Below are 25,275 nucleotides of genomic sequence, written 5' to 3'. Positions count from 1 at the left end.
AACCTAGGTGTTATTACTTTTGTAATTATCCGTCTAAGTACTTGACGACTTATGTCACTCGAGACTTTATCCTTTTTGCTTGGTAAGTTTGACTACCTGATTTTGGTTGTACCCAAATCAGTAAAATTTCCATTTTGGGATAGTTGCAAGCATTCCCTAATTACCATTTATTACTTGAATCACGCCGAAGTCTACAGCAACTAACAATATAAAATTGTTTTGTCTTTGATTAGATTTACGAATTCATTAAAAAACAGGTGTTTTTATAATTGTATCTCGCAGACCAATTCTTCTACATAATTAGGGTGAACAAACCCTAAAACAACCCATGCCTCGTTAGTTTCTATTGCAGGGAAGCCTATATAAAAATACAACCTAAATAAATCAAGATGATTCAGCGCCTGACCAATAGTATCAAAATGTGGTCGAAGGGGTTTTTAATATGTCGTAATTTTTGTTTCTAAGAATACTCAACCATCATATCTGGGTAATCGAAACTCTCATGGGTAACTTTGCGATATTTAACGGCAATTATACACTGCATGGAGGTAGCTGGGGGTGTTCAATTCATCAATTTCACAAATAGTAACCAATTCACCAGGTTTAGGCCGTTTAATAAACCTTTGCAATAATCCCTAAATAAATAATCGCTATTCGCATCGAAAGTTTAGCCTCTAGAGCTTTTGTTGTGATTACAATGGCTATGAATATTTATATCCGAAGCACGATTACACCTCCAGATTTTGCGCGGTTAACGTTGATGGGAGCGACATCTAGGTACTCTCTAAAATTTACATGGATCTCTTAATGATGGGAGATGATAAACCCCAATAAAGGTAAAAGCCGTGATTATCTTACCCAGTTAAGGGAAAAATGGAGCCGGTATGAGAGTAAATATAAGATCTTTTTCACACAAAAACCTTGATCGCAGATGGTATATGCTGTATAAAATGCGCCCTCTTGTCACTACCGCTATGCGTTTAGTGTTGATTTATTGCTTTTCTTTAATATAGCGAAGCTAATTGTTAAAAGTTGTTTTGGAGACAAATACGATGTCCAGAGTATGTCAAGTAACTGGTAAGCGCCCAGCGGTAGGAAACAACCGCTCTCACGCGAAAAACGCGACCCGTCGTCGCTTTTTGCCAAATCTTCAAACCCACCGTTTTTGGGTTGAAAGTGAAAACCGTTTCGTTAAATTACGCCTAACGCCAAAAGGCATGCGTATCATCGATAAAAAAGGTATTGATTCAGTTCTTACTGATATCCGTGCCCGTGGCGAGAAAATTTAAGGAGCCCGACCATGCGTGATAAAATTAAATTAGTTTCTTCAGCTGGTACTGGTTACTACTACACCACTGATAAAAATAAACGTAACATGCCTGGCAAAATGGAGATCAAAAAGTTTGATCCTAAAATTCGCCAACACGTTATGTTCAAGGAAGCCAAAATCAAGTAAACCTGCTTGTTTTTGTCTCCCGAAAAACCCGGTATTTGCCGGGTTTTTTGCGTTATTCAACTATTTATTCAATAACCTTTTGAATAATCGCTATAATTCATGCTTTATTGATATTTCCTACTTCCCGAGTCCAAATTAAAAATGCGATTATCACGAAAAGCTTGGAATAATGTCATTATCATCAGCATGGTGTTAATGATTTTTTTGTTCAACTCCACTAATAATATTCTCACCGGTGGGGATGATGGTGAACTACAAGCCAGTATGCTTCCAAGCGGCTCTAGATTGATGACCTTGCAAATGCCCTTAGTTACCATGGAGCGTATTGGGCAAGGATGGCGAGCTAGACCATCTGAAAAGATAACTGAAGCTCAAATGTTAGCTGTTGCGAAAAATTGGGAAGTGGCAAAAATGACCCCCTCAAACAGTGACCTTCCCGAGCAAATGCCAAAAATAGCCATTGCTTGGTTGGCTGGTGAAAATAGTGGTCGTGTATTCCAGCTTTACGAAGACGGTGACCATACCTTGGTTTTACACCAACAACAGCTATTCGAAATTCGTGATATGCCAATAGAAACGTTGTTATTAGAGAACTATTAATGCCTGAATTACCAGAAGTTGAAGTAAGCCGCCTAGGTATCTCGCCGCACATGATTGGCAAAACCATTAGTGAAGTTGTTGTGCGTCATAAACAACTGCGCTGGCCCATACCCGATGAAGTTCATCTTACCCATGGATTAGTTGTTGAAAATATTCGGCGGCGCGCCAAGTATCTGTTAATTGATACGCTGGCAGGCAGCATCATTTTGCATTTGGGTATGTCAGGCCGGTTACGTGTTGTTCCTATTAATACGCCATTGCAAAAGCATGATCATGTGGATATTCAGCTAACTAATGGCATGTGTTTACGCCTTAATGATGCTCGCCGATTTGGTGCTTGTTTATGGTTAGATAAAAATGACGAGTCCCATACATTATTTCGTAACCTAGGTCCTGAACCGTTAACAGATGATTTTGACGCCCAGCGACTTGTGGATATGTCGCGGGGAAAACAGGTACCGGTAAAGAGCTTTATTATGGACAACAAGGTTGTTGTTGGAGTGGGTAATATTTACGCCAATGAATCCTTATTTTTGGCTGGAATTGATCCTCGTCGTCAGGCGGGAAAAGTAAGCAAAAAGCGTTATCTAGCCTTAACCCCTATTATAAAAGAAGTGTTAGCCAAGGCCATCGAACAAGGGGGAACCACATTAAAGGATTTTGCCCAAGCCGACGGAAGCCCAGGATACTTTGCCCAAGAATTACGGGTATATGGGCGGGCTAAACAGCCCTGTGTGAGTTGTGAAACACCCGTCAAATCGGTGGTGATTGGACAACGTAACACCTTCTATTGCCCCAGCTGCCAGCGTTAATTCCCCCAACCGTAACTCTGTGCGGGGCTAAAGCACCCGCCTACAGTCAAGGCTCAGCGCTTGTAGCATGGCCTTCAGGCCATGGAGAGTTTGTTATCTTTGCGCGGACTAAAGCACCCGCCCACAGGCAAGGCTCAGCGCTTGTAGCATGGCCTTTAGGCCATGTAGAGATTGTTATCTTTGCGCGGGCCTAAGGCACCCACCCATAGGCAAGGTACCGCTCTTGTGGCATGGCCTTCAGGCCATGGATAGGTTGTTTCTTTGCGCGGCCTAAAGCACCCGCCTACAGGTAAGGCTCATCTCGTGTAGCATGGGCTTCAGCCCATGGAGAGTTTGTTTATCTTTGCGCGGCCTAAAGCACCCGCTTACAGGCAAGGCTTAGCGCTTGTAGCATGGCCTTCAGGCCATGGATAGGTTGCAATCTTTGCGCGGGCTAAAGCACCCGCCTAGAATTTATTGTGCATGGGTATGGAATTTTGCTGATAAGGCTCTTTGTACTACAGGGTGACAAAAACCATCCACTTTACCGCGATGTTTAGCCACTTCTTTGACTAAAGTTGATGAGATAAACGAATTTTCTTCGGCTGGGGTTAAAAACACACTTTCTAATTTCGGATTTAAGCGTCTATTCATATTCGCTAATTGGAATTCATATTCAAAATCTGAAACCGCTCGCAACCCTCGAATTAAGATAGATGTATCTAAACTATCTGCAAAATCGGCAAGCAACCCAGTAAAGCCTATAACATTCACGTTATCTAAATGGGCGGTAACCTGTTTTATCAAGTTAACTCGTTCTTCTAGTGTAAAAAGAGGTTCTTTACTTGGATTTGCAGCAATAGCCACTGTCACCGTTGTGAACATCCGGGCTGCTCTTTCAATTAGGTCAGCGTGGCCATTAGTGATAGGATCGAATGTGCCTGGATAAATGGCTTTTGTGTTCATATTAACAACTCAATGAAGTTCAATAATTAAAACACACAGCTTATAATAGACCTAAGCATAAATCCAAGGGTGAATAGCCCTAACTCATCATCAGAGTTTATGATGAGTATTCATCAACTAACAGAATATACGGGTGTTTTTGCATTTTTGTGTTTTGTAGGTACTTAACTGGCGTTAAGGTAACTGTAATTATGGAGCGTTTTTTAGTGCCTAAGTGCATTCAGTTTTGTTTGTTGTTTTTCGCTTTTTCTGGTCAAAGTTTCGCATCCCCTTGGATTGGCACTACCGACCCTCAACTTCACTATGATGTGCAAATTCTTAACGAGTTTGGCTACTTAAATAGTGTGACTACAACTTTCCCTATGCCGTGGAAAGGCATCTCTGAGCAGTTATCACAGCTTGATACCACGACTATGCACCCCGCCGCCGCAACAGCCGCTAAACGCTTAAAACATTATTTAACACTACAAAAACATAAAGATACTTTTTCTTCAGTCACAGCATATGGCGCTACTGATCGTACTCGATACGCCAGTTTTGATGGTCAGCAAGGAGAAAAGGGACGACTCAATATCAATACTGAGACCCGTGTAGGAAGATTAGCCGGTAAACTATCGGTTAATTTTGAACCTAATGGTGAACAAAACTTAGATCAAAGCTATTTGGCTTACCAACTAGGTGACTGGAATCTGCGTTTAGGCTCTATCGACCAATGGTGGGGGCCATCCCACGGTAACAGTTTAATACTGTCAAATAATGCGCGCCCAATACCTACATTGGCGTTATCCCGTTCCCGCACAAACCAATCCGACTCTAAGTGGTTGTCGTTTTTGGGCCCTTGGTATGTTACCGCTCAGGTAGGGCAGTTAGAAGATAGTCGTGATGTACCCGATGCAAAAATATGGGCGAGTCGTTTTACTGCCCGTCCTATTCCAGGGCTAGAAGTGGGTCTATCTTGGTTAGCTGTCTGGGGAGGTGATGGACAACCAGATCGGATGAACGACTTTTTCAGAGTCCTTAGTTTTCAAAAACGTTGTGCAAATGGTGCCGATGAATGTGACCCCTCAATGGAAACCCACATCGGTAGTCATTTGGCAGGTATCGATGGCAAATACACATTTCGTTTGATGGATCACCCCGTAAGTATTTATGGTCAATATGTGGATGAAGGTGAGTCCAGCGAGTTTAACGTCAGCAATCAAGCGCGCAGTTTTGGTATATCTAGTTATCTGTGGGATGCCAAAGTCTATTTAGAAAATAGTGATACAAACGTGTCTTGTGATGACGCTATTGTAGATGTAACCCACTGCTATTATGAAAGTGGTACCTATTCCTCTGGTTATCGTTATTACACCCGAGAGTTAGGGGAGGATCGCCATACCGATGCACGCATGACCTCGTTAGGAATTTTGAAACACTTTGCCGATGGTGATGTTTTTGAAGCCGCCATTCGTTATATTAAAATTGATGACGGCAGTGAAGATCAAGAGTTGCTAGGGCTAACCGAAGAAATTACCCAGTTAAGTGGATATTACCAAACTGTGTGGGGACATTGGCAGGTTAAACTAGGGGCGGTTATTGACGCTAGTAAAGTGAATCAGCAAGGGACCGAAAATGATTTTACGGTTTTTTCTGAAATAAAATACAGCCTGTAACTATAAAAAATAGAATGACTGAGAGTCTCCAATGACTAGACGAAAAATTTCCTGCTTTATGATTGTTTGTAATGAAGCTGACAGAATCGACGCAAGTTTAGCACCCCTAGCGGGTTGGGTTGACCAACTCATCGTACTCGATTCGGGCAGCACTGACGGAACCCTTGAGCTTGCCAAGAAATACACTGACTCGGTTTATCAAACGGATTGGCCTGGGTTTGGCGCTCAACGCAACCGAGCGCTAACGTATTGTGAGCATGATTGGGTGCTGAATATTGATGCCGATGAGGTGATTACTGAAGAACTCAAACAAGAAATTGATGCTGTGCTAAGTGAGCCTAATCTAGACGCTACTTTTATCAAATTTCCTTGGCATACCTTTCTATTCGGCAAAACTCTTAAACACGGCCGTTATGCTTCGCCACAAGGTAAGCTCTTTCTAAAAGAGGGGGCAAATTTTAAACACCGCAGTGTTCATGAGTCCTTAGAGATGCCCGTTGAAAATGTGCGAATATTGAAATCTCCATTACTGCATTATAGTTGGCGAGATTATTACCATGTTCAGGAAAAACATCTGAAATATGCAGTATTAGGGGCAGGGGATAAAGCTAAGAAAAACAAAAAGTCCTCATTGAGCTTTGCGGTATTGCGCTTCTTTGTGGATTTTTTACAGCAATATATCTTTCGATTGGGCTTTTTAGATGGCAAACGTGGTTTTTTGATGGCCATTATTCTTGGCCAATATGGGTTTCACAAATACGCCGCATTGTGGGCTATCAATCAAGAATCCGATTCAGTCAAAGAAGATAATTAACAATGTCTCATACACCCATTAGTGTTTTTATTATTACCCTCAACGAAGAAAAATATCTGAAACAGGTGCTGGAAAACCTAAGTCACTTTGATGAAATTATTCTGGTTGATTCGGGCAGTACGGATAAAACCGTTGAGTTAGCTAAACAATATGGCGCAACTGTTTATCATCAAGATTGGTTAGGGTTTGCTAAGCAAAAGTCCTATGCCATGTCTTTATGTAAAAACGATTGGGTGTTAAATGTTGATGGTGATGAGATTTTAAGTTCTGATTATGTCGCTGCAATTCAGTTAGCCGTGGATAAGCAAAAAGCGGATGCTTATCGATTGTATTTTGAGGACATTTTTTGGCAACTCCCCATGTCAGTTAATTCGAAAAAGCGCTCTATTGTTAGGCTCTACAATAAAAATAAGGTGCAATTTCCAACCGACCGCTTAGTGCATGAAAACGTCAAAGTTAGTAAAACTGCGGTCCAACAGAGCATGCCGGGTTTAGTCACTCATTACGGTTATCAAAGTACCGAAGTGTTAATGGAAAAGCAGAACAAATATTCTTCTTTAAAAGCCCAAGAAAAGTTTAATAAAGGGAAAAAGCCTTCTTGGTTGAAGTTGTTTATGGTTTTCCCTGTGATGTTTGTGAAAGCGTATTTTATTGAACGCATGTTTCTTTCCGGTCGCAGAGGGCTAGTCCACGCCTATATTTCGGCAATGTATGGGTTCTTAAAAGAAGCTAAATTACACGAACTGCATTTTGTCGAAAAGAACAGAAGTAATAAATAGTTAAGAGTCGAAGGGCTTAATGGTTTTTATAGCCATCGATTAACAATGACCAGTTTTTATGCTCAAAATGGTAGTTAGCCATTTTATTTGATTCTTTATTTAACGACCTTAATAGTCTATCCAAGTTATTTTGTTTCCAAGACTCTCCGTCTTTTTCAGCGCATTTATCAAAATCAATCAACCACACTTTTCCTGCGTCATCGAGCATGATGTTATGAATATTCAAATCGTGATGATAAATTTGTTGCTGGTGGAATAGGGCGATGGTGTTACCAATATCACGCCATTCTTGTTCGGATAACGGCCGCGTTTGTAAAACATGATGAATATCTTGGGCGTTAGGGATTTTGAGGGTAATTAAATCCCCGTGGTAATAAAGCCCTTTTTTGACAACACGATAGGCCACAGGTGTGGGAGCGGGTAAACCCATCCCCTTCATTTTTTCTAATAAAAGATACTCTTGAAAGGCGCGGGTAGAGGGTAAACCCAAATATAAATATTGGTCGTTAAGTATCTTGCCTATCAAACCACCTCGGCGATAATGCCTGAGCACCAACTTATGTTGTTCGCTTTGAATAAAGTGGGTGGTGCCTCGTCCAGCGGCAGAACCAATAACACTATTATTTTGTTGCCAGAATGTGGGCGAGAAATGTTCTGACTGACAATGGGGTAAAAACACTGGGTTAAAACCGATTATTTCCCCTTTTTTGATAGTTTGCTGCATATCTGCCATATAAATTCTGATTCGCCCTTGTGTAATGGTATGAATTGTAATGAAATTGCACACATATTACAGCAGCAATCGAATCTACTATTGTGAATGTCCAAAAACTCTGTCTATTGCGCCTATCCGCGATTGGTGATGTATGCCATGCGGTAGCTATGGTTGACCGTATTATTAAACATGCTCCCGATATCCAAATTACTTGGATCATTGGCAAGGTGGAATACTTGTTATTGAAAGGTATGCCGAATGTCCGTTTCATTATTTTTGATAAAAAACTGGGCAAAGAAGCCTATGTTAAATTAAAGGCGGATTTAAACGGGGAAAGCTTTGATGCCTTGTTCTTGATGCAAGTCGCTTTTAGAGCGAATTGGGCAGCGAGACTCATTAATGCTAAAACCAAGATCGGCTTTGATTGGGCGCGCAGTAAAGAGCTACATTGGTTGTTTGCTAATCAACGCATAGCCCCACAACAGCATGCCCATGTGTTAGAAGGGTTTATGGGTTTTGCCGATAGCATTAATGTACCTGCAACGAACGAATTAAGTTGGAACATTCCAATTAGCGATGACGAGCAAGCTTTGGCTCAAGATCTACTCGCAGAACTAAATTCTTATGTGGTGATCAGCCCGGCTGCTAGCAAGGCGGAAAGAAATTGGTTACCAGAGCGTTATGGGGCTATCGCTGACTATCTAATAGAAAAAGGTTTCCAAGTTGTGTTGTGTGGTGGGCCTGCTGATTTAGATAAAAACTTAGGTCAGCAAATTGAATCCCATTGCCAGCATAAAGTGACTAACTTAATTGGTAAAACGTCACTGAAACAAATGCTTGGAGTATTAAAATACGCGAGCTTGGTTGTTGCCCCTGATACTGGGCCAGCCCATATGGCAACTACTGTGGGAACCGACGTAATTGGCTTGTATGCACATAGCAACCCTCGCCGAACGGGCCCATATTCGAGTTTACAATATGTGGCGTCTGTATATGACGAGGTTATCTTGCAGCAAACGGGGAAAACCTGGCAGCAACTACCTTGGGGAACTCGTGCAAAAGGTCAAGATTTGATGAAACTCATTGAAGTAGACATGGTAGTCGCGCAAATTGACAAGTTATTGTCCGTTCAAGGTTGAGGAAGAGTAATTAAATCTATGGTTTTTTGCAGCGCGCCCTTATTTCCTTCGATCACATCATAACCTTTCTGGCCGGCGCTAATACGAGCCTCGTCGTCGGCTAACCAATGACTAACTGTGCTGACTATATCTTGGCTATTATTCACTGCAAATAGATTACCACTGGCTTTCAGTGCGTTATATATAACAGGGTTGTTGTGAGTACTGCTTCCCATCATGGTCGGAATCGCTGCAACGGCAGCTTCTAGGGGGTTGTGTCCGCCTCTTTCTGCTATGCTTCCGCCGATGAAGGCGAAGTCTGCATAGTGGTATAAATCCGTTAATACCCCCATTTGGTCGACTAAAACAATATCCGTATGGGGCTCTGTAATACTCGCTGAGGAAGTGTTTGTTTGTGATGTTCTAGCAATATTTAACCCCGATACTTTTAGTAGCTCATAGACTTTATCAAAACGCTGGGGATGGCGAGGAACTATCATTAACAATAGTTCAGGATACTGACTAATAAGTGATTTGGCTGCGTCGAGTACAATCTGCTCTTCTGGATCGTGGGTGCTGCCAGCAATGAGGATTTTTCTGTTTTCACCCTTAAACTTACTCACTAAGGGCTCGGCGACACCGCTAACCGTATTTTCTAGTTCAAATTTAATATTACCTGTCATTGTCAATTTATCTTCAACAATACCCAAGTTGAGATAATTTTGATAATCCCTTTGTGATTGCGCGCAAACATGCTTGATGGATTGCAACATTGGTTCAATTAAAAGAGATAGTTTTTGATAGCCACGAGCGGACCGGTCGGTCATTCTGCCGTTGACTAAGGTAACAGGGATGTGTTTTTTAGCGCACTGCCGTATCATATTCGGCCATAACTCAACTTCCACTACCAATACCTGTTTAGGGCGGACTCTATTTAAAAGTCGATTCATCATCCATCCCAAGTCATAAGGTAAATAGAGGTGCTGAACTTTTTCACCTAACAGGTTTGCTACGTTGGCCGCACCCGTTGGAGTGGTAGTAGTGACAGTTACACTTAAGCTCGGGTTCGTCATTATTAAAGTATTAATTAATCGGGCCGCTACTGTTACTTCACCCACGGAAACACAGTGTATTAAAATATCGCTTTGGCTTATTTTTTCAGGGTAAATAGAAAAGCGATTTAAACGATGTAAATTAAAATCTTTTTTACCTAAACCAAATTTAACTAACCAATGTATAAATAAGACGGGCAAAGCGCAGGACAATGCTAAAGAGTAGAGCCAGCGGCTAATTTTTTGCTTAGTAGATTGTGGCGTCAGAGATTGAGTCATGCTGGTAAATATTATACTCTAGTAGAATATGTTGAGAAAATGTCGTTATTTTACTATTTGTTGTTGCTGTTTAGTCGAAAAGACTAAAAAAGTAGTTAAAACTAATATTAACCTAAAAAAGCATGCGCAAGTTCTAAAAACATAAACTAATCTTAATTTCTCAGGAGGAATCCTGTTTTTAGAGGAAAGGTGAAAGGATTGTTAAGTAGACTAGCTAACGTCACTTTTATTTTAATGACAATGTTAGCAACAGCAGCTTTTGCAGAGGATAGGACAGTCAGTGTCATTGTTAACATTGATGTAAAGACCGAACAACTAACTCCCGCTCAATTGCGCAAAATATTTTCGATGAGACAAACAGTTTGGCCTGATGGTCAGGCTATTTCTGTGTTTGTGTTAAAAACCGAAAATCCAGTTCACCAAGCACTTTGTAAAAATGTACTTAAAATGTTCCCTTATCAAATCGAAAGGCTTTGGAATAAGCTAGCTTACTCCGGGTTAGGGGATAAACCTATTGAGTTAGATAGTGCGGAAGAAATGCTCAAAAAAATTAGCTCGACTCCTGGCGCTATAGGCTATTTGCTGGATGTAACTAGTGCTGAAAACGTTAAAAAAATACGAGTGATGGAGAATAGCAAATGAAAATATCGGTAAATTTGCTAGTTCTACTGGGATTAACCCTTTTTGTTTTTTCGTTTAATGCGAGTAGCTCAGACAACTTTAATTGGCGAGGATTTGTTGCCCAGGGTGTGATTCAAGCTGAACATTCCAATTACATTGATGATGAAGGCGACGTTACCTTAAAGCTAACGGAAGTGGGGCTAAACGGGTCATACACATTTGAAAACTCAAACTTTAGAGTGGCTGGACAAGTTGTATATTTGAACGGTGGCAACCGTTATCCAGAAGGTTTCCGAGTCGATTATCTATTTTTTGATTGGCGAGCCATCACTAATTTAGATTGGCAGGTTAATGTGCATTTAGGTCGCGTTAAAAACTATCATTGGTTATATTCGTCCACACGAGATGTTCCCCATACAAGACCTACTATCATTCTGCCGCAATCTATCTATTTTGACGCTTTTCGGGATGTTGCTCTAGGTGTTGATGGTGTGGCAGTGGTTGCCAACACAAGTAATTCTTGGGGGGATTGGGAATTCAATTGGAGTTATGGAAATTCACCCATAAGTGAAGAACAAACTAAAAATTTAATTGCACCTACTTCTATGGGGAATATAGAACAAGAATACGTGCACCAAGGAAACTTGGTTTGGCATGATCAAGTTTTGAAGTTGAGTGCAGGTTTGCTGGACTCTAAATTTGAATATGTCAGTGGTGCCCAAGACTTCTTCATTGATGGTAAAGCCCAAGTCCAACGAATCATACTGCAAGGAACCTATGAGACACAAAACTGGTTATTAGCGTTTGAATTGTTTAGAGAGCGAAATATATATAATAATCTTATTTTTGATGGATTTATCAATAACACGCAATCTGAAGGTGGTTATGTTCAAGGGCGCTATTTAATTAATAAAGACTTAGCATTAACAACTAGGTTAGACATTTTTGATTTGGATAGAAAAGACCGCAATGGAGAAGCTCGCTCAGCGCAATCAGGCGGTCAGATCCCTGCATATTTTGGCTATCAAGATCAATTTACCCTTGGGGTAAGTTGGACATTTGCAGAAGATTGGCAGCTACAAGCTGAGTTTCATCGGGTTAAAGGTACCGGTCGTCTAGCACCTGTTTTTATGCCTAATATAATGCAAAATGACCGCAAATATTGGAATATTTGGGGTGTACAATTCGCCCACTGGTTCTAATATGAAACCGTTTCTTAGCCTAACAAACAAAATGCTACTTTTATTGCTAATTTTTCTATTAGCTTTAGGTATTTCAATGTCTTACCTGTGGTTGCAGAAAACCAATCAAGACTTTTTAATCAAACAACAAGAAATAAAGCATCAAAATCAAAGCCAATACTTGTTATTGAATAAAATGTTTCGTAACCGCATTGAGTCTTGGGTCGAGATGTTGATTCAATTGCATCAGAACGAAACTCAACCAGTTCAGGCATTAGGTAAAACCTTATCATCCCGATTCGAATTTTTGCAATTAAACATGCAAGTAGAGAAAGGTTGGCTTTTTGACAGTCAAAAAAACTTAATTTATTCCTCTGAGCCAGACATACCAGAACATATTAAAGAAAACACCGATTCTGTTTTCGCCAGCCAATACTCTAAAGAAAGTACCTTTTGTGTTCCCCATTGTTCTCAAGTTCTATCTATTCCCTTACTTCAACGAGATGGAAGTTTGGCGGTGATAACCCTGAGTTTAAGTTTGATGGATACTTTGGCATTTCTTAATCAGTCGACTGATGCCACCCTTGCCCTTGTTTATGTTCCTGGACAAAGTGAGGCTAAAAATGCGCAGGATTTTCAAATTAGAGGCCCATTGGCAAAGAAACACTTTGATCTATTTGAGCCATTGATCGACGCATTTCCTCAGGAATTATCCATTAACAAACTGCTTGTGGAAGGTTCGCCACTCACCCTCAACAATCATCACTATTTTGTAGTAGTAATCCCAATGTCGACTATGAATGCCGATGATGACTATATTTTGGCTGCTTATGATATTACGCCAATGATGGTGGCTCACCGTGCCTATAAACAAACCATAATAATTACTGCATCCATCGTTTTTGTTTTAGCCATGTTGCTATTTTATTTACTGAGTAACAGTGTGCGTAAGCGCTTAGTTGATTTTACCGAACGTCTGCCGTTGCTAGCATTACGGGAGTATCAACAATTTAAACAAAAAAGCCGAGTTGATGAACATTATCTTGAAGATGAGCTTGATACCCTAAATGAATCCGCTAATAAATTAGCCGAGCGACTCGAGCAACTTGATGAAGAAGTGTTCACTAAAACCAATGAACTCGAAAAAATGGCTATGTATGATCAATTAACAAATTTACCAAACCGAAATATGTTGGTCATTAAAACCAAAGAAGCTTTAGCAAAATTAGTCGAGAGCGAAAAGTTTGTGGTTTTAATGATGTTCGACTTAGATGACTTTAAAAAAGTAAATGATAGTTACGGGCATACAATTGGCGATGAATTGTTAAGGGAGGCGGCAAGCCGTTTTCAAAGTGTGCTCGATGATGATGGTATTGTTTGCCGTCTTGGTGGAGACGAATTCGCCATTTTATTGAGAAACGTAGAAGATATTACAAGCGCGATTAAGGTTGCCGAGAAATTACTCGACCGGTTTAGGGCTCCCATTAATGTGGCCCAGTTGCGCTTTTACGTGTCGACCAGTGTCGGTTTTGCCCACACATCTTCAGCTGAAACCAATGTAAATGAGCTGATTCGTTGTGCTGACATTGCGATGTACCATGCTAAAAATGATGGTGGAAATTGCGTCAAATTGTATATTGAATCTATGTCAAAAAATGCTATCGATAAAGTTGCCTTAGAGGATGAGGCTAGAACTGCCTTAATTAACGACAATTTTAGTTTTTCTTTGCAACCGCAAATAGAATTAAAAACCGGACGACTAATGGGGTTCGAGGCGTTGTTGCGATGGAATCACCCCGACCGAGGACCGGTTTCACCGGGTTACTTTATTCCTATTTTGGAAAATACCGAGTTTATGCTCACGCTAGGGTATTGGTGCATTGAAAATGCGTTTGACCTACTCCAAGAATTTAGGCAAAACGGTTACCCTGAACTCAAAATAGCCATTAATTTAGCTGGTATTCAATTTCTTGACCCAGATCTGGTTCCTTATTTGGAAGAAAAGATTAAAAGTACTGGCCTCAAACCTAGCTTAATTGAATTGGAATTGACCGAAAGAACATTGGTTGCTGACATTCAACGTACTACCGACATTATGCAAACCCTAATTGATAAAGGCTTCTTAATATCTATTGATGACTTCGGTACGGGGTATTCATCGTTAAGTTACTTAAAAACAATGCCCGCCAATTTCATTAAAATAGATCGCGCATTTATTGATGGTATGCTTACCAATGATTCAGATAGACAAATTGTTTCTTCTACGGTTTCCATGGTGCAAAACTTAAAAATGAAAGTGATTGCTGAAGGAATTGAGGAGCAGTTGCAAATAGATTTACTTAAACAGTTTGATTGCAATATGGCCCAGGGTTTTTATATTGCTAAACCTATTCCTGAAGATTTACTGTTTGAGGAGTTACAAAAATACTGTAGAGATGGAATCTGGCAATATGGCGAATCTGAATAGTCCTTGTTTGGAATTCAATGGTATTTCTTTGCACAATCTGTTTCTATCCCCCCCCCCCCTTTATTCCCTATGTAATTAAAACCTTACACTTGGGTATGGCCTATAATTAGTGCCAAAGCAGTAGCGAACCGTATTACCTAAGTAAAATTTCTTTTAATATAGCGCCATCTAATTCATTGGGGGCAATATGAGCCAATCATTCTATCAACATCTAAGTCAGCAAATCGAACAAGTTAAACAAGATGGTTTGTACAAATCCGAACGTGTTATCACCTCAGCTCAGAAGGCTGATATTGTCGTGCAAAGTGGTAAACATGTACTTAATTTTTGTGCAAATAATTATCTTGGCTTGGCTAATCATGAGTCTTTAATTGACGCAGCTAAAGTGGGTTTAGATGAACATGGTTTTGGCATGGCCTCAGTGCGTTTTATTTGTGGAACTCAAGATATTCATAAGCAATTAGAACAGAAAATCAGTGACTTTTTGGGAATGCAAGACACCATCTTGTACCCATCGTGTTTTGATGCCAATGGTGGTTTGTTTGAGACCATTATGGGGCCAGAAGACGCGATTATTTCAGATGCGTTAAACCATGCCAGTATTATTGATGGTGTGCGCTTGTGTAAAGCTAAACGCTATCGCTATGCAAACAACGACATGCAAGCGTTGGAAGCGCAATTGGTTCAAGCCGATAAAGATGGTGCTCGTTTCAAACTCATAGCCACCGATGGCGTATTTTCCATGGATGGTGTGATTGCTGATTTACACAGTATTTGTGATTTAGCTGATAAATACGATGCAATGGTGATGGTCGATGATTGTCATGCTACAGGTTTTGTCGGTGAAAATGGACGAGGCAGCCATGAATACAACGATGTTATGGGACGCGTAGACATTATTACCGGAACCCTTGGAAAAGCCCTTGGCGGCGCTTCAGGTGGCTACACATCAGGTAAAAAAGAAGTGGTTGATTGGTTACGTCAACGCTCGCGTCCTTACCTTTTCTCTAATTCTGTTGCGCCTCCCATCGTGGCTGCATCACTCAAAGTATTTTCGATGCTTGAACAGGGTCATGAGTTACGTCAGCAACTTAATCGAAATGCGAAACATTTTCGAAATCGTATGGAAAGTGCTGGATTCACCTTGTCAGGTAAAGATCATGCAATCATTCCTGTGATGTTAGGAGATGCTAAGTTAGCCAGTGAGATGGCTGATAAAATGTTAGAACGTGGCATATATGTGGTTGGTTTTTCATTTCCTGTTGTGCCAAAAGGACAAGCTAGAATTCGTACTCAAATGTCTGCAGCTCATACTATTGAACAAGTTGATAGAGCAATTGATGCCTTCATCGATGTAGGCCGAGAATTAAAGGTGATCCAATGAAGTCATTAGCGAAACTATATCCTGAAAAAGGGATTTGGATGAACGATGCGCCGGTACCAGAGGTCGGGCATAATGATCTTTTAATTAAAATCACTAAAACTGCAATTTGCGGTACAGACATGCATATTTATCAATGGGACGAGTGGTCACAAAATACTATTCCTGTGCCTATGATTGTTGGTCATGAATATGTCGGTGTCGTTGTTGAAATGGGGCAAGAAGTCAGAGGTTTTGAACCTGGCGACCGAGTCTCTGGTGAAGGCCATATAACTTGCGGCCATTGTCGAAACTGTCGCGCGGGTAGACGCCACCTTTGTCGTAATACTGAGGGTGTCGGTGTAAACCGACCTGGCGCTTTTGCTGAATACCTAGTGATCCCAGCTTTTAACGCATTCAAGATTCCCGACAACATTAGTGATGAATTAGCGTCTATCTTTGACCCGTTTGGCAACGCCGTTCACACGGCTTTGTCCTTTGATTTAGTGGGTGAAGACGTGCTGATTACTGGGGCCGGTCCCATTGGTATTATGGCTGCTGCTGTGGCAAAACATGTGGGAGCCCGACATGTAGTTATAACCGACATCAATGACTACCGTTTAGATTTAGCGAATAAGATGGGGGCAACACGCACCGTTAATGTAGCAAAACAAAGTTTAGAGGATGTGATGCAAGAGTTAGGCATGTCTGAAGGCTTTGATGTTGGTCTAGAAATGTCCGGAGTGCCTTCAGCCTTAAGAGATATGCTGGCTAAAATGAATAATGGTGGTAAAGTTGCCATGCTAGGAATTCCACCTAAAGATGTGGCGATTGATTGGAACCAGGTGATTTTTAAAGGTCTAATCATAAAAGGTGTTTATGGCCGAGAAATGTTTGAAACTTGGTATAAGATGGCAAGTCTATTACAGTCTGGCTTGAATTTAGATCCTATTATAACCCATCAATTTGATATCGATGACTTCCAGCAAGGCTTTGATGCCATGGAGTCAGGAAAATCTGGTAAAGTGATTTTAAACTGGTAAGCATTAACTAAAACTTAGTCAATAAGGGGGCGATTTGGAGCAGTTCGAACATATTTCCGTGGAGCAAACTCAAGAGCTTTTAACAGACAATAAAGCACGATTAGTGGATATTCGTGACGAGCAATCATTTGCTGCTGGTCATGTAGAAGGCGCAGTGCATTTAACCAATGGCAGTTTGCAGCAGTTTATGTCAGAAACTGAATTTGAAACCCCCGTAATCGTTTGCTGTTATCACGGTATTAGCAGTCAGCAAGCGGCACAATTTTTAATTCATCAGGGTTTTGAACAAGTGTATAGCATGGATGGTGGTTTTGAAGCTTGGAGAGGCAGCATGCCTTTCGTAACTGGGGATGTAGACTAAAGTTTTGAGCAAATCACTTGAACTAGTTAGCTTCGGCCATGAAAGCCCTGCATTGTTGTTGGTTACCTATTTAATTAGTCAGAATATTCCAGCTAGCTATGCTTATGCAGAAGGTGATCTTAATCACCAAGTTCTACTTGATGACCCCTCATTTCTTCAAGAAGCTGCGTTTATCGTTAAAGAGTTTGTTGATAATCCAACAGACCCTAAGTATCAAAAACGTGCTTGGGAAACAGAACAGCAAATTTTTCGAGAGCGACGACAGGCAGCTAAACCGAAGCTGAGTTGGAGTATGTTTAAGCAAACGCCATTTATGTGGTTAATAATGGCTATTTGTATACTGGTTTATCTAGGCTCAATTGCTGGTGGTTTTATATGGGTAAGGGAAAACATGATGTTGTTACCCTGGTCTTTATTGGTTGAGACTGGACAATGGTGGCGCACAATTACCCCAGCATTTATTCACTTCGATGAAATGCACATTATATTTAATTTGCTTTGGTGGTGGCTTGCTGGCAAAGGCATTGAGCAGAAATTCGGCTCTAGTACTTTACTTTTAATTTTCTTAGTCACCGCAATAGTTCCCAATATTGGCCAACTGTTAATGTCAGGCCCTGATTTTGGTGGTTTGTCTGGTGTTGTCTACGGAATTATCGGTTTTGTCTGGTGGTGCGGTTGGCTAAGACCTCAGTGGGGGCTCACGCTTCCCAACTACATTATTGGCTTTTCGCTCATTTGGCTGGTACTGGGGTATGTTGATCTGTTGTGGGTCTCGGTGGCAAATACTGCTCACACCCTAGGGTTAGTCTGTGGCTGTGCCATTGCTTGGTGTTATGTATTTTTTACTCAAAAGCCCCAAAACAAACACCCAAGGGAATAACTTTCCGAAATATAAGAGCTAGCCGCCTTGCACAATAAACTTAGTAATGATGATGTCTTTTATCATCGGCTTACCTGTCTCTTTTTCCATCAGCTCTCTGAGCTGCTCTAGGCTAGTTCTGCGGAAGTCTTCTCTACCAGTAAGAGACTTAACCTTATCTTTAGGTTGTCTGCCAAGTATATCAATGACTGTCGCGCGTAACAGTGGCGAATGGTGTTCAATGGCTTCAATATAATCTGCGTCTTCCAACATCAACTCTATGGTGGTGCGAACGAACCCTAAATTAGTCGCATTTGAACCTAAGAAATTGGTGACAATATCCGGCTCTAACCCGTAATAAGCGAAATTTGACTGAGCTTGGGCAGCACCGATAAATTGACTTGAAGTAATCGCTAGAATGCACGCAAAAAACACAGATTTCATATTGTTGTCTCGAGTTTTATATTTACCGAATTAATTGGCGACAGATGCAGCCAACTCAGATAACGTTAGTTTACCAAGTGTAGAGAATTAATCTAACGCAATTGTTCGTTGCAAAGTGAATATTATAATCTTTACACTGCGATACTAGATCTTCTCAACCTAATATCTTCAGTATGGTAGCAGCTATTGGTATGATAGCGTCATATTTTCATGGACTTAGCGCAATTTTGATTCAACAAACACACTTTCCCGTTTCAATTCCTGCAAATTGGAAGTCTGCAGAGGATTTGTCTGTGGCAGATCCTTATTTGAAAAACTGGCTTTTGGATACAGGATCGCTTACCGAACGATTGCAGTCACATTGTGCAGATTTTAGGGTTGAATTAGTCGGCCAGAGACAGATGTCGCCTGACGACGAGGAACTGACCCAACTAACTTTAAATAGCCCCCACGCAGATGATATGCAATGGCAAGTTAGAGAAGTGGTTTTGTATGGTAGTGGTCAGCCATGGGTATTTGCTCGTTCGGTTTTGCCGCAACAGTTGTGTGAAATGGATCTAGCGGAATTAGGTAACAAACCTTTGGGCAAAATTATTTTTAATGATAATCGGTTTGTTCGTAGTCCCTTTCAATTATTAAAATTGCCTAATACTCTGCACTTCGCCAATTTCATAAATACAACTGATCAACAACCTTTGTGGGGGCGTCGCTCGGTTTTTGATTTTCAACAGTTGCAACTGATGGTTGCTGAAATATTTCTTCCGGAATGTCCGGCCTATTCCAAGCAGAGTTTGATATGACAAAAAGTAAGCTTAACGCCTTTGTTAGGTTAGCTCGAATGGATAAACCCATCGGCAGTTATTTGTTGTTATGGCCTACCTTATGGGCGCTATTAATTGCGGGGCAGGGCAATCCGCCCATCGAGATCGTGATAGTGTTCGTGGCCGGTGTATTTGCCATGCGCAGCGCAGGGTGCGTAATCAATGATTACGCAGACCGACATGTGGATGGCAAAGTTGAGCGCACTAAATCACGACCGTTAGTCAGTGGTGAGGTGACCGAGAAAGAAGCATTATTATTTTTTTCCGCTTTAGTTTTTATTTCGTTTTTATTGGTATTGACCCTCAATTATCAAACCATACTGTTGTCTTTCGGTGCTTTGGCGCTAGCAACGATTTATCCTTTTATGAAGCGTTTTACTAACTTACCTCAAGTGGTGTTAGGAGCTGCATTTAGTTGGGCTATTCCCATGGCCTTCATGGCCGTCAATGAACAAATTCACTGGGTCGGCTGGGTGCTTTTCGTTATTAATGTGATTTGGACAGTGGGTTATGACACTGAATATGCCATGGTAGATCGCGATGATGATTTACAAATTGGTATCAAGTCTACAGCTGTATTGTTTGCTCAAGCTGACAAATTAGCCATCGGTATTACGCAGCTAATCACTTTGCTATTACTTAGCTTTGTCGCCTATTTTTTAAATATGACGTGGCCGGTGTATTTATCGCTGTTGGCCATGGGCGGACTTTTTATTTATCAGCAATATTTAATAAAAGATCGTGTTAGAGCCAATTGCTTTCAAGCATTTCTAAACAATCACTATGCTGGAATGATTGTCGCAATTGGTATGCTTTGCCACTATTGGCTATAGCTGCTGACTAAATAAACCTTTAGTTATCGTCAGTTGATGGCGTCGGGTTTTCTAGCTTGTCCAGTCGAGCTTCTAAGGCTTCAAGTTTTTCCCGAGTGCGGATCAGAACTTGGCTTTGCACATCAAATTCTTCTCTGCTAACGAATTCAAGTCGACTCAATTGTGATTGAAGAACTTGTTTTACTTTCGCTTCAGCACCCTCAGCCATGGTTTTCACACCGGGGGGAATAGAGTCTGTAATTTGCTTTGCAATATCTTCCAGCTTTTTCGGGTCCAACATGGGTAGAGTCTCCGTCTAAAAGCATAATTGTATCAGAGCTATGTTGAAGTTGCTGCATTTGTAGTAAAACTCCTGATTCGAGGCAACGGAGCTAGCAATTCCATCGTTAATTTTTTACAATTCCCGGCCATTTTTTAAAGATGCATTCATGAAACTCAACGACGGTCAAAATCAAGCAGTTAAATTTATCTCTGGCCCGTGCTTAGTGCTCGCAGGCGCTGGTAGCGGTAAAACTCGAGTGATTACCAATAAAATTGCTTACTTGGTTCAAGAGTGTGGTATTCCTGCCCGTCAAATAGCAGCGGTTACTTTTACCAACAAAGCAGCTAGAGAAATGAAAGAGCGAGTTTCTCAAACCATGGGTAAAAAAGACGCTCGCGGCCTTAAGGTTTCTACCTTCCACACCATGGGGCTGAATATCATCAAGTCTGAGTTTCGTAGCTTAGGTATTAAACCCGGCTTTTCTCTATTCGATGATAAAGACACCATGGCGCTCTTAAAAGACTTAACAGAAGACACCATTGATGGTGATAAAGAGCAGTTAAGTCTGTTGCAGTCGTGTATTTCTAATTGGAAAAATGACTTAATCATGCCAGAGCAACTGCAAAAACGAGCTTTGTCGCCGGGAGAGGTTGAGTTTGCGAAAGTTTACCATGAGTATCAGACCCACCTTAAAGCCTACAATGCACTGGATTTTGATGATTTGATATTGATGCCAACCTTGTTGTTACAAAACAATCAAGAGGTACGGCAAAAATGGCAAAACAAAATCAAATACCTATTAGTCGATGAATACCAAGATACCAATACCAGTCAGTATGAGTTGGTGAGACTGTTAGTCGGCGAGCGTGCTCGATTTACAGTTGTGGGTGATGATGATCAGTCTATTTATTCCTGGCGTGGCGCTAGGCCACAAAACCTGGCACTTTTACAACAAGATTTTCCTAGCCTAAAGCTGGTAAAACTCGAGCAAAATTATCGTTCCTCAGAGCGAATTCTGCATACTGCTAATATCCTTATTCAAAATAACCCCCATGTATTTGAAAAAAGACTGTTCTCAGAATTAGGCTACGGTGAGCCCCTCAAAGTGCTTATTGCTAAGAATGAAGAGCATGAGGCTGAACGTGTGGTGGCTGAATTACTTGCCCATAAGTTTATGAAAAACACCCAGTTCAAGGATTACGCGATTTTGTACCGGGGAAATCACCAGTCTCGCCTATTTGAAAAAATACTGATGAGTAACCGCATCCCTTATAAAATCAATGGGGGTATGTCATTTTTTGGGCGTACAGAAGTAAAAGATTTGATGGCTTACCTGCGATTATTGGTAAATCAAGATGATGATAACGCACTGCTTAGAGTTATCAATACTCCTACCCGTGGAATAGGTCGTGTTTCTTTAGAAAAACTAGGTAGTTTTGCTAATCAGTTGGGTTGTTCGATTTTTGAGGCTGCTTGCCACCCCCAATTACATAGTGTGTTGAGCGGAAAAGCTCTGCAAAGTATCGAGTCTTTTAGTCGGTGGATTGTCGAGGCCGCTGATAACGCAGTCCGTGGTGACGGTATTGCCGCTATTCGAGAGATGATTAAGGCCATGCAGTATGAAGAATGGCTATATGAATCTAGTACTAGCCCCAAAGCGGCTGAAATGGCAATGGCGAATATCAGTACCCTTTTTGGCTGGATAAGCGATATGCTCGAAGGAAATGAGTTGGATCCGCCGATGAGCTTATCTGAGGTAGTAAATCGACTAATTCTGCGGGATATGATGGAACGTAATGAGGATGCTGAGGAGTCAGATCAAGTACAGCTTATGACCTTACATGCATCCAAAGGACTAGAGTTCCCTTATGTCTTCATGGTTGGAATGGAAGAGGGTTTATTGCCCCATCAAAGTAGTATTGATGAAAATAATATTGAAGAGGAACGCCGACTTACTTATGTAGGTATTACCCGAGCACAGAAAGAACTGTTTTTTACTTTAAGTAAAGAGCGTCGTCAATTTGGCGAAGTAATTCAACCAGAGCCCAGTCGTTTTCTGTACGAGTTACCCCAAGACGATATTATTTGGGAGCATAAAAAGGTAAAAGATAGTCCAGAGGTTCGCCAGCAAAAGGGGAAAACTGGAATAGCGAATTTAAGAAATATTCTATCTAGTGGGAAATGAGTTCTGTTCTAATACAGTCGTCATATTGATTGGTGACTGTATAAAGTGCCCTTGGCCTAAGGTGCAACCAGCATCAACAAGCTTATTATACTGTTCTTCATTTTCTATACCCTCAGCAATCAATTTAAAAGACAGCTGACTGGAGATAGCTAATACTGAACGAATTAGATTGTAATTACGTTTTGAGCGAGTAATTGATTTGACGAACTTATTATCAATTTTAACGTAGTCAAATGGGTAGCTATATAAATAGCTTAACGACGCAAGGCCGCTTCCAAAGTTATCTAAAACCAATATTACCCCTGAACGTTTTAGCTTTTTAATCGCTGGAAGCATAAATTGTGATCTTAGGTTGAGCTCGTTTTCATCAAACTCAAATACTAAATTGGATGGATTAATGTTAGCTGCTTTTACTCTTTCGATTATCTGATTCACTAAACGGCTTTGCGATAAGTGATTGATTGATAAATTAATAGCGATTTTTCGGCTTGAATCGTTATCACCTAATTTTTTCCAATGCTGCAAAACTTTCACTGCTTGGTCTAACATAAAGTTATCGATTTCTACTGTGAGACCACTACCTTGTGCGACTTTCCAAAACTTTTCCCGCTTTATTTTTCCGATTGTGGGATGGATCCAGCGTACAAAAAACTCATGATATAAAACAGAGTTGGTTTGAAAGTTTACGATAGCTTGAATTTGAGAGTCGAAATTTTCTTCGTTCAGTGTTTTTCTGAATTCGTTCTCTAATTCTAATTCCTCTAATAACTTTTGACGCATGCTAGTGTCGAATAAAACGAAGCGCCCGCGACCCAGCGCCTTAGCTTGGTACATAGCCGCATCTGCATCACGGATCAGTTCGTCAGCTGACTCGTAGCCTTGCTCAATACTGGCGATACCAATACTGGCCCCAGAAAACATTTCTTTATTATCAAAGGTAAAGGGAATAGCGAGGGTCTGAATAATGCGATTAGCCACTTCCTCTACATCACTGAAATCGTCAAAACTATCTAATAGAATTACGAATTCGTCACCGCCTAACCTAGCCAGCAGGTCGTGAGCTCGTATACATTTAGAGATTCGTTTGGAAACTTCAATCAAGAATTGGTCACCAGTGTGGTGGCCTAAACTGTCATTTATTTGTTTAAATCTATCTAAATCTATAAATAAAACTGCAAATTGGTGTTCAGGGTATCGATTTTTATTAGCGACAGCTAACTCCAATCGACTATTAAACATGACTCTATTTGGGAGATCTGTGAGGGCATCGTGATGGGCATCATGAATAAGTTTTAACTCAATCTCTTTACGTTCTTCAATTTGTTTTTTTAAGTATAAATTGGTTTGGTGCAGCTCATCGGTCCTTTCTCGGACTTTACGACTCAGCTGTAAATTATATTTCTGAATAGCTTCAGCAGATTGTTTGCGTTCTATGGCAACAGCAATATGGTGGGAGACAAATTTTAATAACTCCAGATCCTTGAGAGTGTATTTTGAATCTTTACCATAGGTTTGAACCGCGATAACTCCGGAAATAACACCATCTACATACAGAGGAGACCCTATCCATGAGTTATTGTGTTTGATCATGTTATTTATGGTGGTTTGATCTAATTGCTCTTTAACCGTTAAATCATTAAAACGATCCGTATCGATTAATTCAGCTTTACCTGAACGCAATACGAACTCAGTGAGTCCATTACTGAGTGGCCTTGATTTGACAACGTCACTTAATTCATCGCTGTAATATGGAAATTCTAAGGAGTTACTTTTCTCGTTAATTATTGCTACATAACAGTTAGGTGCACTTAGTAATCGGGCTAGAATATCATGCAAACTAGCGTAGAAATCCGACATTTCCCCTTCCACAGAAGCGGCTATTTCTGATATTTCAAAAAGTGCTTGTTGTAAAGACTCCACTTTTTGACGTTCTAATATTTCGTCCTGAAGCTCATCGTTAATTTCACGAAGCTGTTTAGTTCTTTCGCGAATTGTTTGTTCAGTTAATTCCCTACTTTTGACCCTATCCAAGGCGTTCACAATATGTTGAGAAACAAATAACAGCAAATCTAACTCGTCTTCAACGTATCGAACTGCTTTATCGTAACTTTGCACGACCATAGCGCCAATCACTTTATTACCGCGCTTTAGTGGTACGCCAATGAGATCCACAGGGGTTTTGCCGATGGCTTTGAAGTTGCGTTTTTTAGATTCTGATTCGAAGTTTTCTTCGCTTAAGACTAAGTGCTGACCAGATTTGAGAATATAACCGGCGATACCACCTAGTAAATCTTTTGCAGGGATTTGTTTAATAACATTTTCATCGAATTGATCGACGAAGTAGGGGAATTCGACAAATTCGTCGTCTTTTTCATAAAGGGCTACGAAAAAGTTCTGGGCATTCATAAATTGCCCGATAATCTCATGAATTGCAGCGTACAGGCGTGATAATTCGCTGATAGAACCAGCTAATTCAGAGATGTCAAAAAGCGCTCTTTGAATATGTTCAGAGCGCTTATATTTCTCTGTTAACTGTTGTAGCTGCGGGATTATTTCCCTTAATTCTTCAACAGTTAATTGGCCTGTATCAAAGTCTTCAGTCAATATACTTAA

Annotated in this window: 24 protein-coding genes; 18 read left to right on the top strand and 6 right to left on the bottom strand. The window is 40.7% G+C overall.

What is annotated here, in order from left to right; translation table 11 throughout:
- Nucleotides 1–1,052 precede the first annotated feature (1,052 nt).
- The 4 genes from rpmB (at nucleotide 1,053) to mutM (ending at nucleotide 2,868) form a co-directional block, all read left to right on the top strand.
- Nucleotides 1,053–1,289: a 50S ribosomal protein L28 gene (rpmB, locus tag ABJV04_RS20560; RefSeq protein ID WP_008845260.1), complete on the top strand. Its 237-nt coding sequence runs from the start codon at nucleotides 1,053–1,055 to the stop codon at nucleotides 1,287–1,289.
- Between the two features lie 11 nt (nucleotides 1,290–1,300).
- Entirely contained in the window at nucleotides 1,301–1,456 is a 156-nt protein-coding gene (gene rpmG / locus ABJV04_RS20555) for a 50S ribosomal protein L33 (RefSeq protein ID WP_216049366.1), read from the top strand.
- A 141-nt stretch (nucleotides 1,457–1,597) separates the two neighbouring features.
- Nucleotides 1,598–2,056 (top strand): hypothetical protein, encoded by a 459-nt coding sequence (locus ABJV04_RS20550; protein WP_348493553.1) that lies wholly within the window; start codon nucleotides 1,598–1,600, stop codon nucleotides 2,054–2,056.
- Nucleotides 2,056–2,868: a bifunctional DNA-formamidopyrimidine glycosylase/DNA-(apurinic or apyrimidinic site) lyase gene (gene mutM / locus ABJV04_RS20545; protein WP_348493552.1), complete on the top strand. Its 813-nt coding sequence runs from the start codon at nucleotides 2,056–2,058 to the stop codon at nucleotides 2,866–2,868. Before ABJV04_RS20550 ends, mutM begins: the two co-directional genes overlap by 1 nt.
- A gap of 453 nt (nucleotides 2,869–3,321) precedes the next feature.
- On the opposite strand, the gene coaD is transcribed toward mutM, so the two are convergent.
- Nucleotides 3,322–3,813 (bottom strand): pantetheine-phosphate adenylyltransferase, encoded by a 492-nt coding sequence (gene coaD, locus ABJV04_RS20540; protein WP_348493550.1) that lies wholly within the window; start codon nucleotides 3,811–3,813, stop codon nucleotides 3,322–3,324.
- Nucleotides 3,814–4,004: 191 nt separating this feature from the next.
- Here coaD and ABJV04_RS20535 point away from each other — a divergent pair, with 191 nt between their 5' ends.
- Genes ABJV04_RS20535 through ABJV04_RS20525 form a run of 3 tightly spaced genes read left to right on the top strand, consistent with a single transcriptional unit; the run spans nucleotide 4,005 to nucleotide 7,061 of the window.
- Nucleotides 4,005–5,468, top strand: coding sequence for a capsule assembly Wzi family protein (locus tag ABJV04_RS20535; RefSeq protein ID WP_348493548.1), 1,464 nt, complete (start codon nucleotides 4,005–4,007; stop codon nucleotides 5,466–5,468).
- Between the two features lie 31 nt (nucleotides 5,469–5,499).
- On the top strand, nucleotides 5,500–6,282 hold the full coding sequence (locus tag ABJV04_RS20530; RefSeq protein WP_348493547.1) for a glycosyltransferase family 2 protein: 783 nt from the start codon (nucleotides 5,500–5,502) through the stop codon (nucleotides 6,280–6,282).
- Between the two features lie 2 nt (nucleotides 6,283–6,284).
- Nucleotides 6,285–7,061, top strand: coding sequence for a glycosyltransferase family 2 protein (locus ABJV04_RS20525; RefSeq protein ID WP_348493545.1), 777 nt, complete (start codon nucleotides 6,285–6,287; stop codon nucleotides 7,059–7,061).
- Nucleotides 7,062–7,077: 16 nt separating this feature from the next.
- Here ABJV04_RS20525 and ABJV04_RS20520 read toward each other — a convergent pair whose 3' ends face one another.
- The gene (locus ABJV04_RS20520; RefSeq protein WP_348493543.1) at nucleotides 7,078–7,794 is read right to left on the bottom strand and encodes a 3-deoxy-D-manno-octulosonic acid kinase; all 717 of its coding nucleotides are present in this window, start codon (nucleotides 7,792–7,794) and stop codon (nucleotides 7,078–7,080) included.
- 83 nt (nucleotides 7,795–7,877) lie between these two features.
- On the opposite strand from ABJV04_RS20520, the gene ABJV04_RS20515 reads away from it, so the two are divergent.
- Entirely contained in the window at nucleotides 7,878–8,915 is a 1,038-nt protein-coding gene (locus ABJV04_RS20515) for a glycosyltransferase family 9 protein (protein WP_348493541.1), read from the top strand.
- Here the strand turns inward: ABJV04_RS20515 and ABJV04_RS20510 are convergent.
- Nucleotides 8,906–10,225 carry a 3-deoxy-D-manno-octulosonic acid transferase gene (locus tag ABJV04_RS20510; protein ID WP_348493540.1) on the bottom strand — a complete coding sequence of 440 codons (1,320 nt, stop codon included), beginning with the start codon at nucleotides 10,223–10,225 and terminating at the stop codon, nucleotides 8,906–8,908. The two genes, ABJV04_RS20515 and ABJV04_RS20510, sit on opposite strands and share 10 nt — an antisense overlap.
- Before the next feature lie 198 nt (nucleotides 10,226–10,423).
- On the opposite strand from ABJV04_RS20510, the gene ABJV04_RS20505 reads away from it, so the two are divergent.
- The 7 genes from ABJV04_RS20505 (at nucleotide 10,424) to glpG (ending at nucleotide 18,138) form a co-directional block, all read left to right on the top strand.
- The gene (locus tag ABJV04_RS20505; protein ID WP_348493538.1) at nucleotides 10,424–10,867 is read left to right on the top strand and encodes a hypothetical protein; all 444 of its coding nucleotides are present in this window, start codon (nucleotides 10,424–10,426) and stop codon (nucleotides 10,865–10,867) included.
- Nucleotides 10,864–12,048, top strand: coding sequence for a TonB-dependent receptor (locus ABJV04_RS20500; protein ID WP_348493537.1), 1,185 nt, complete (start codon nucleotides 10,864–10,866; stop codon nucleotides 12,046–12,048). The genes ABJV04_RS20505 and ABJV04_RS20500 overlap by 4 nt, the downstream gene beginning before the upstream one ends.
- Nucleotides 12,049–12,124: 76 nt before the next feature.
- A complete protein-coding gene (locus ABJV04_RS20495; RefSeq protein ID WP_348493536.1) occupies nucleotides 12,125–14,494 on the top strand; it encodes an EAL domain-containing protein in 2,370 nt (789 codons plus the stop codon).
- Nucleotides 14,495–14,681: 187 nt separating this feature from the next.
- Entirely contained in the window at nucleotides 14,682–15,878 is a 1,197-nt protein-coding gene (gene kbl / locus ABJV04_RS20490; protein ID WP_348493534.1) for a glycine C-acetyltransferase, read from the top strand.
- Nucleotides 15,875–16,897, top strand: coding sequence for an L-threonine 3-dehydrogenase (gene tdh / locus ABJV04_RS20485; RefSeq protein ID WP_348493532.1), 1,023 nt, complete (start codon nucleotides 15,875–15,877; stop codon nucleotides 16,895–16,897). The genes kbl and tdh overlap by 4 nt, the downstream gene beginning before the upstream one ends.
- A gap of 34 nt (nucleotides 16,898–16,931) precedes the next feature.
- Nucleotides 16,932–17,258: a thiosulfate sulfurtransferase GlpE gene (glpE, locus tag ABJV04_RS20480; RefSeq protein WP_348493530.1), complete on the top strand. Its 327-nt coding sequence runs from the start codon at nucleotides 16,932–16,934 to the stop codon at nucleotides 17,256–17,258.
- A gap of 4 nt (nucleotides 17,259–17,262) precedes the next feature.
- Complete coding sequence (gene glpG, locus ABJV04_RS20475; protein ID WP_348493528.1) at nucleotides 17,263–18,138, top strand: rhomboid family intramembrane serine protease GlpG; 876 nt, start codon at nucleotides 17,263–17,265, stop codon at nucleotides 18,136–18,138.
- 18 nt (nucleotides 18,139–18,156) lie between these two features.
- Here the strand turns inward: glpG and ABJV04_RS20470 are convergent, their stop codons facing one another.
- On the bottom strand, nucleotides 18,157–18,561 hold the full coding sequence (locus tag ABJV04_RS20470) for a flagellar basal body-associated protein FliL (protein WP_348493526.1): 405 nt from the start codon (nucleotides 18,559–18,561) through the stop codon (nucleotides 18,157–18,159).
- Nucleotides 18,562–18,752: 191 nt separating this feature from the next.
- On the opposite strand from ABJV04_RS20470, the gene ABJV04_RS20465 reads away from it, so the two are divergent.
- Complete coding sequence (locus tag ABJV04_RS20465; RefSeq protein ID WP_348493524.1) at nucleotides 18,753–19,361, top strand: chorismate lyase; 609 nt, start codon at nucleotides 18,753–18,755, stop codon at nucleotides 19,359–19,361.
- Nucleotides 19,358–20,215 (top strand): 4-hydroxybenzoate octaprenyltransferase, encoded by an 858-nt coding sequence (gene ubiA / locus ABJV04_RS20460; protein ID WP_348493522.1) that lies wholly within the window; start codon nucleotides 19,358–19,360, stop codon nucleotides 20,213–20,215. The genes ABJV04_RS20465 and ubiA overlap by 4 nt, the downstream gene beginning before the upstream one ends.
- A gap of 19 nt (nucleotides 20,216–20,234) precedes the next feature.
- Here ubiA and ABJV04_RS20455 read toward each other — a convergent pair whose 3' ends face one another.
- Complete coding sequence (locus tag ABJV04_RS20455) at nucleotides 20,235–20,495, bottom strand: accessory factor UbiK family protein (RefSeq protein WP_348493520.1); 261 nt, start codon at nucleotides 20,493–20,495, stop codon at nucleotides 20,235–20,237.
- 148 nt (nucleotides 20,496–20,643) lie between these two features.
- Between ABJV04_RS20455 and rep the strand changes: the two genes are divergently transcribed.
- On the top strand, nucleotides 20,644–22,662 hold the full coding sequence (rep, locus tag ABJV04_RS20450) for a DNA helicase Rep (protein WP_348493518.1): 2,019 nt from the start codon (nucleotides 20,644–20,646) through the stop codon (nucleotides 22,660–22,662).
- Here the strand turns inward: rep and ABJV04_RS20445 are convergent.
- Nucleotides 22,645–25,266, bottom strand: coding sequence for an EAL domain-containing protein (locus ABJV04_RS20445; protein ID WP_348493516.1), 2,622 nt, complete (start codon nucleotides 25,264–25,266; stop codon nucleotides 22,645–22,647). The two genes, rep and ABJV04_RS20445, sit on opposite strands and share 18 nt — an antisense overlap.
- Nucleotides 25,267–25,275 lie beyond the last annotated feature (9 nt).

Source organism: Aliiglaciecola sp. (genome assembly GCF_039982535.1).
GTDB lineage: Bacteria > Pseudomonadota > Gammaproteobacteria > Enterobacterales > Alteromonadaceae > Aliiglaciecola.
Note: the sequence above shows the minus strand (reverse complement) of the source record. Positions and strands in the feature narration are given on the sequence as shown.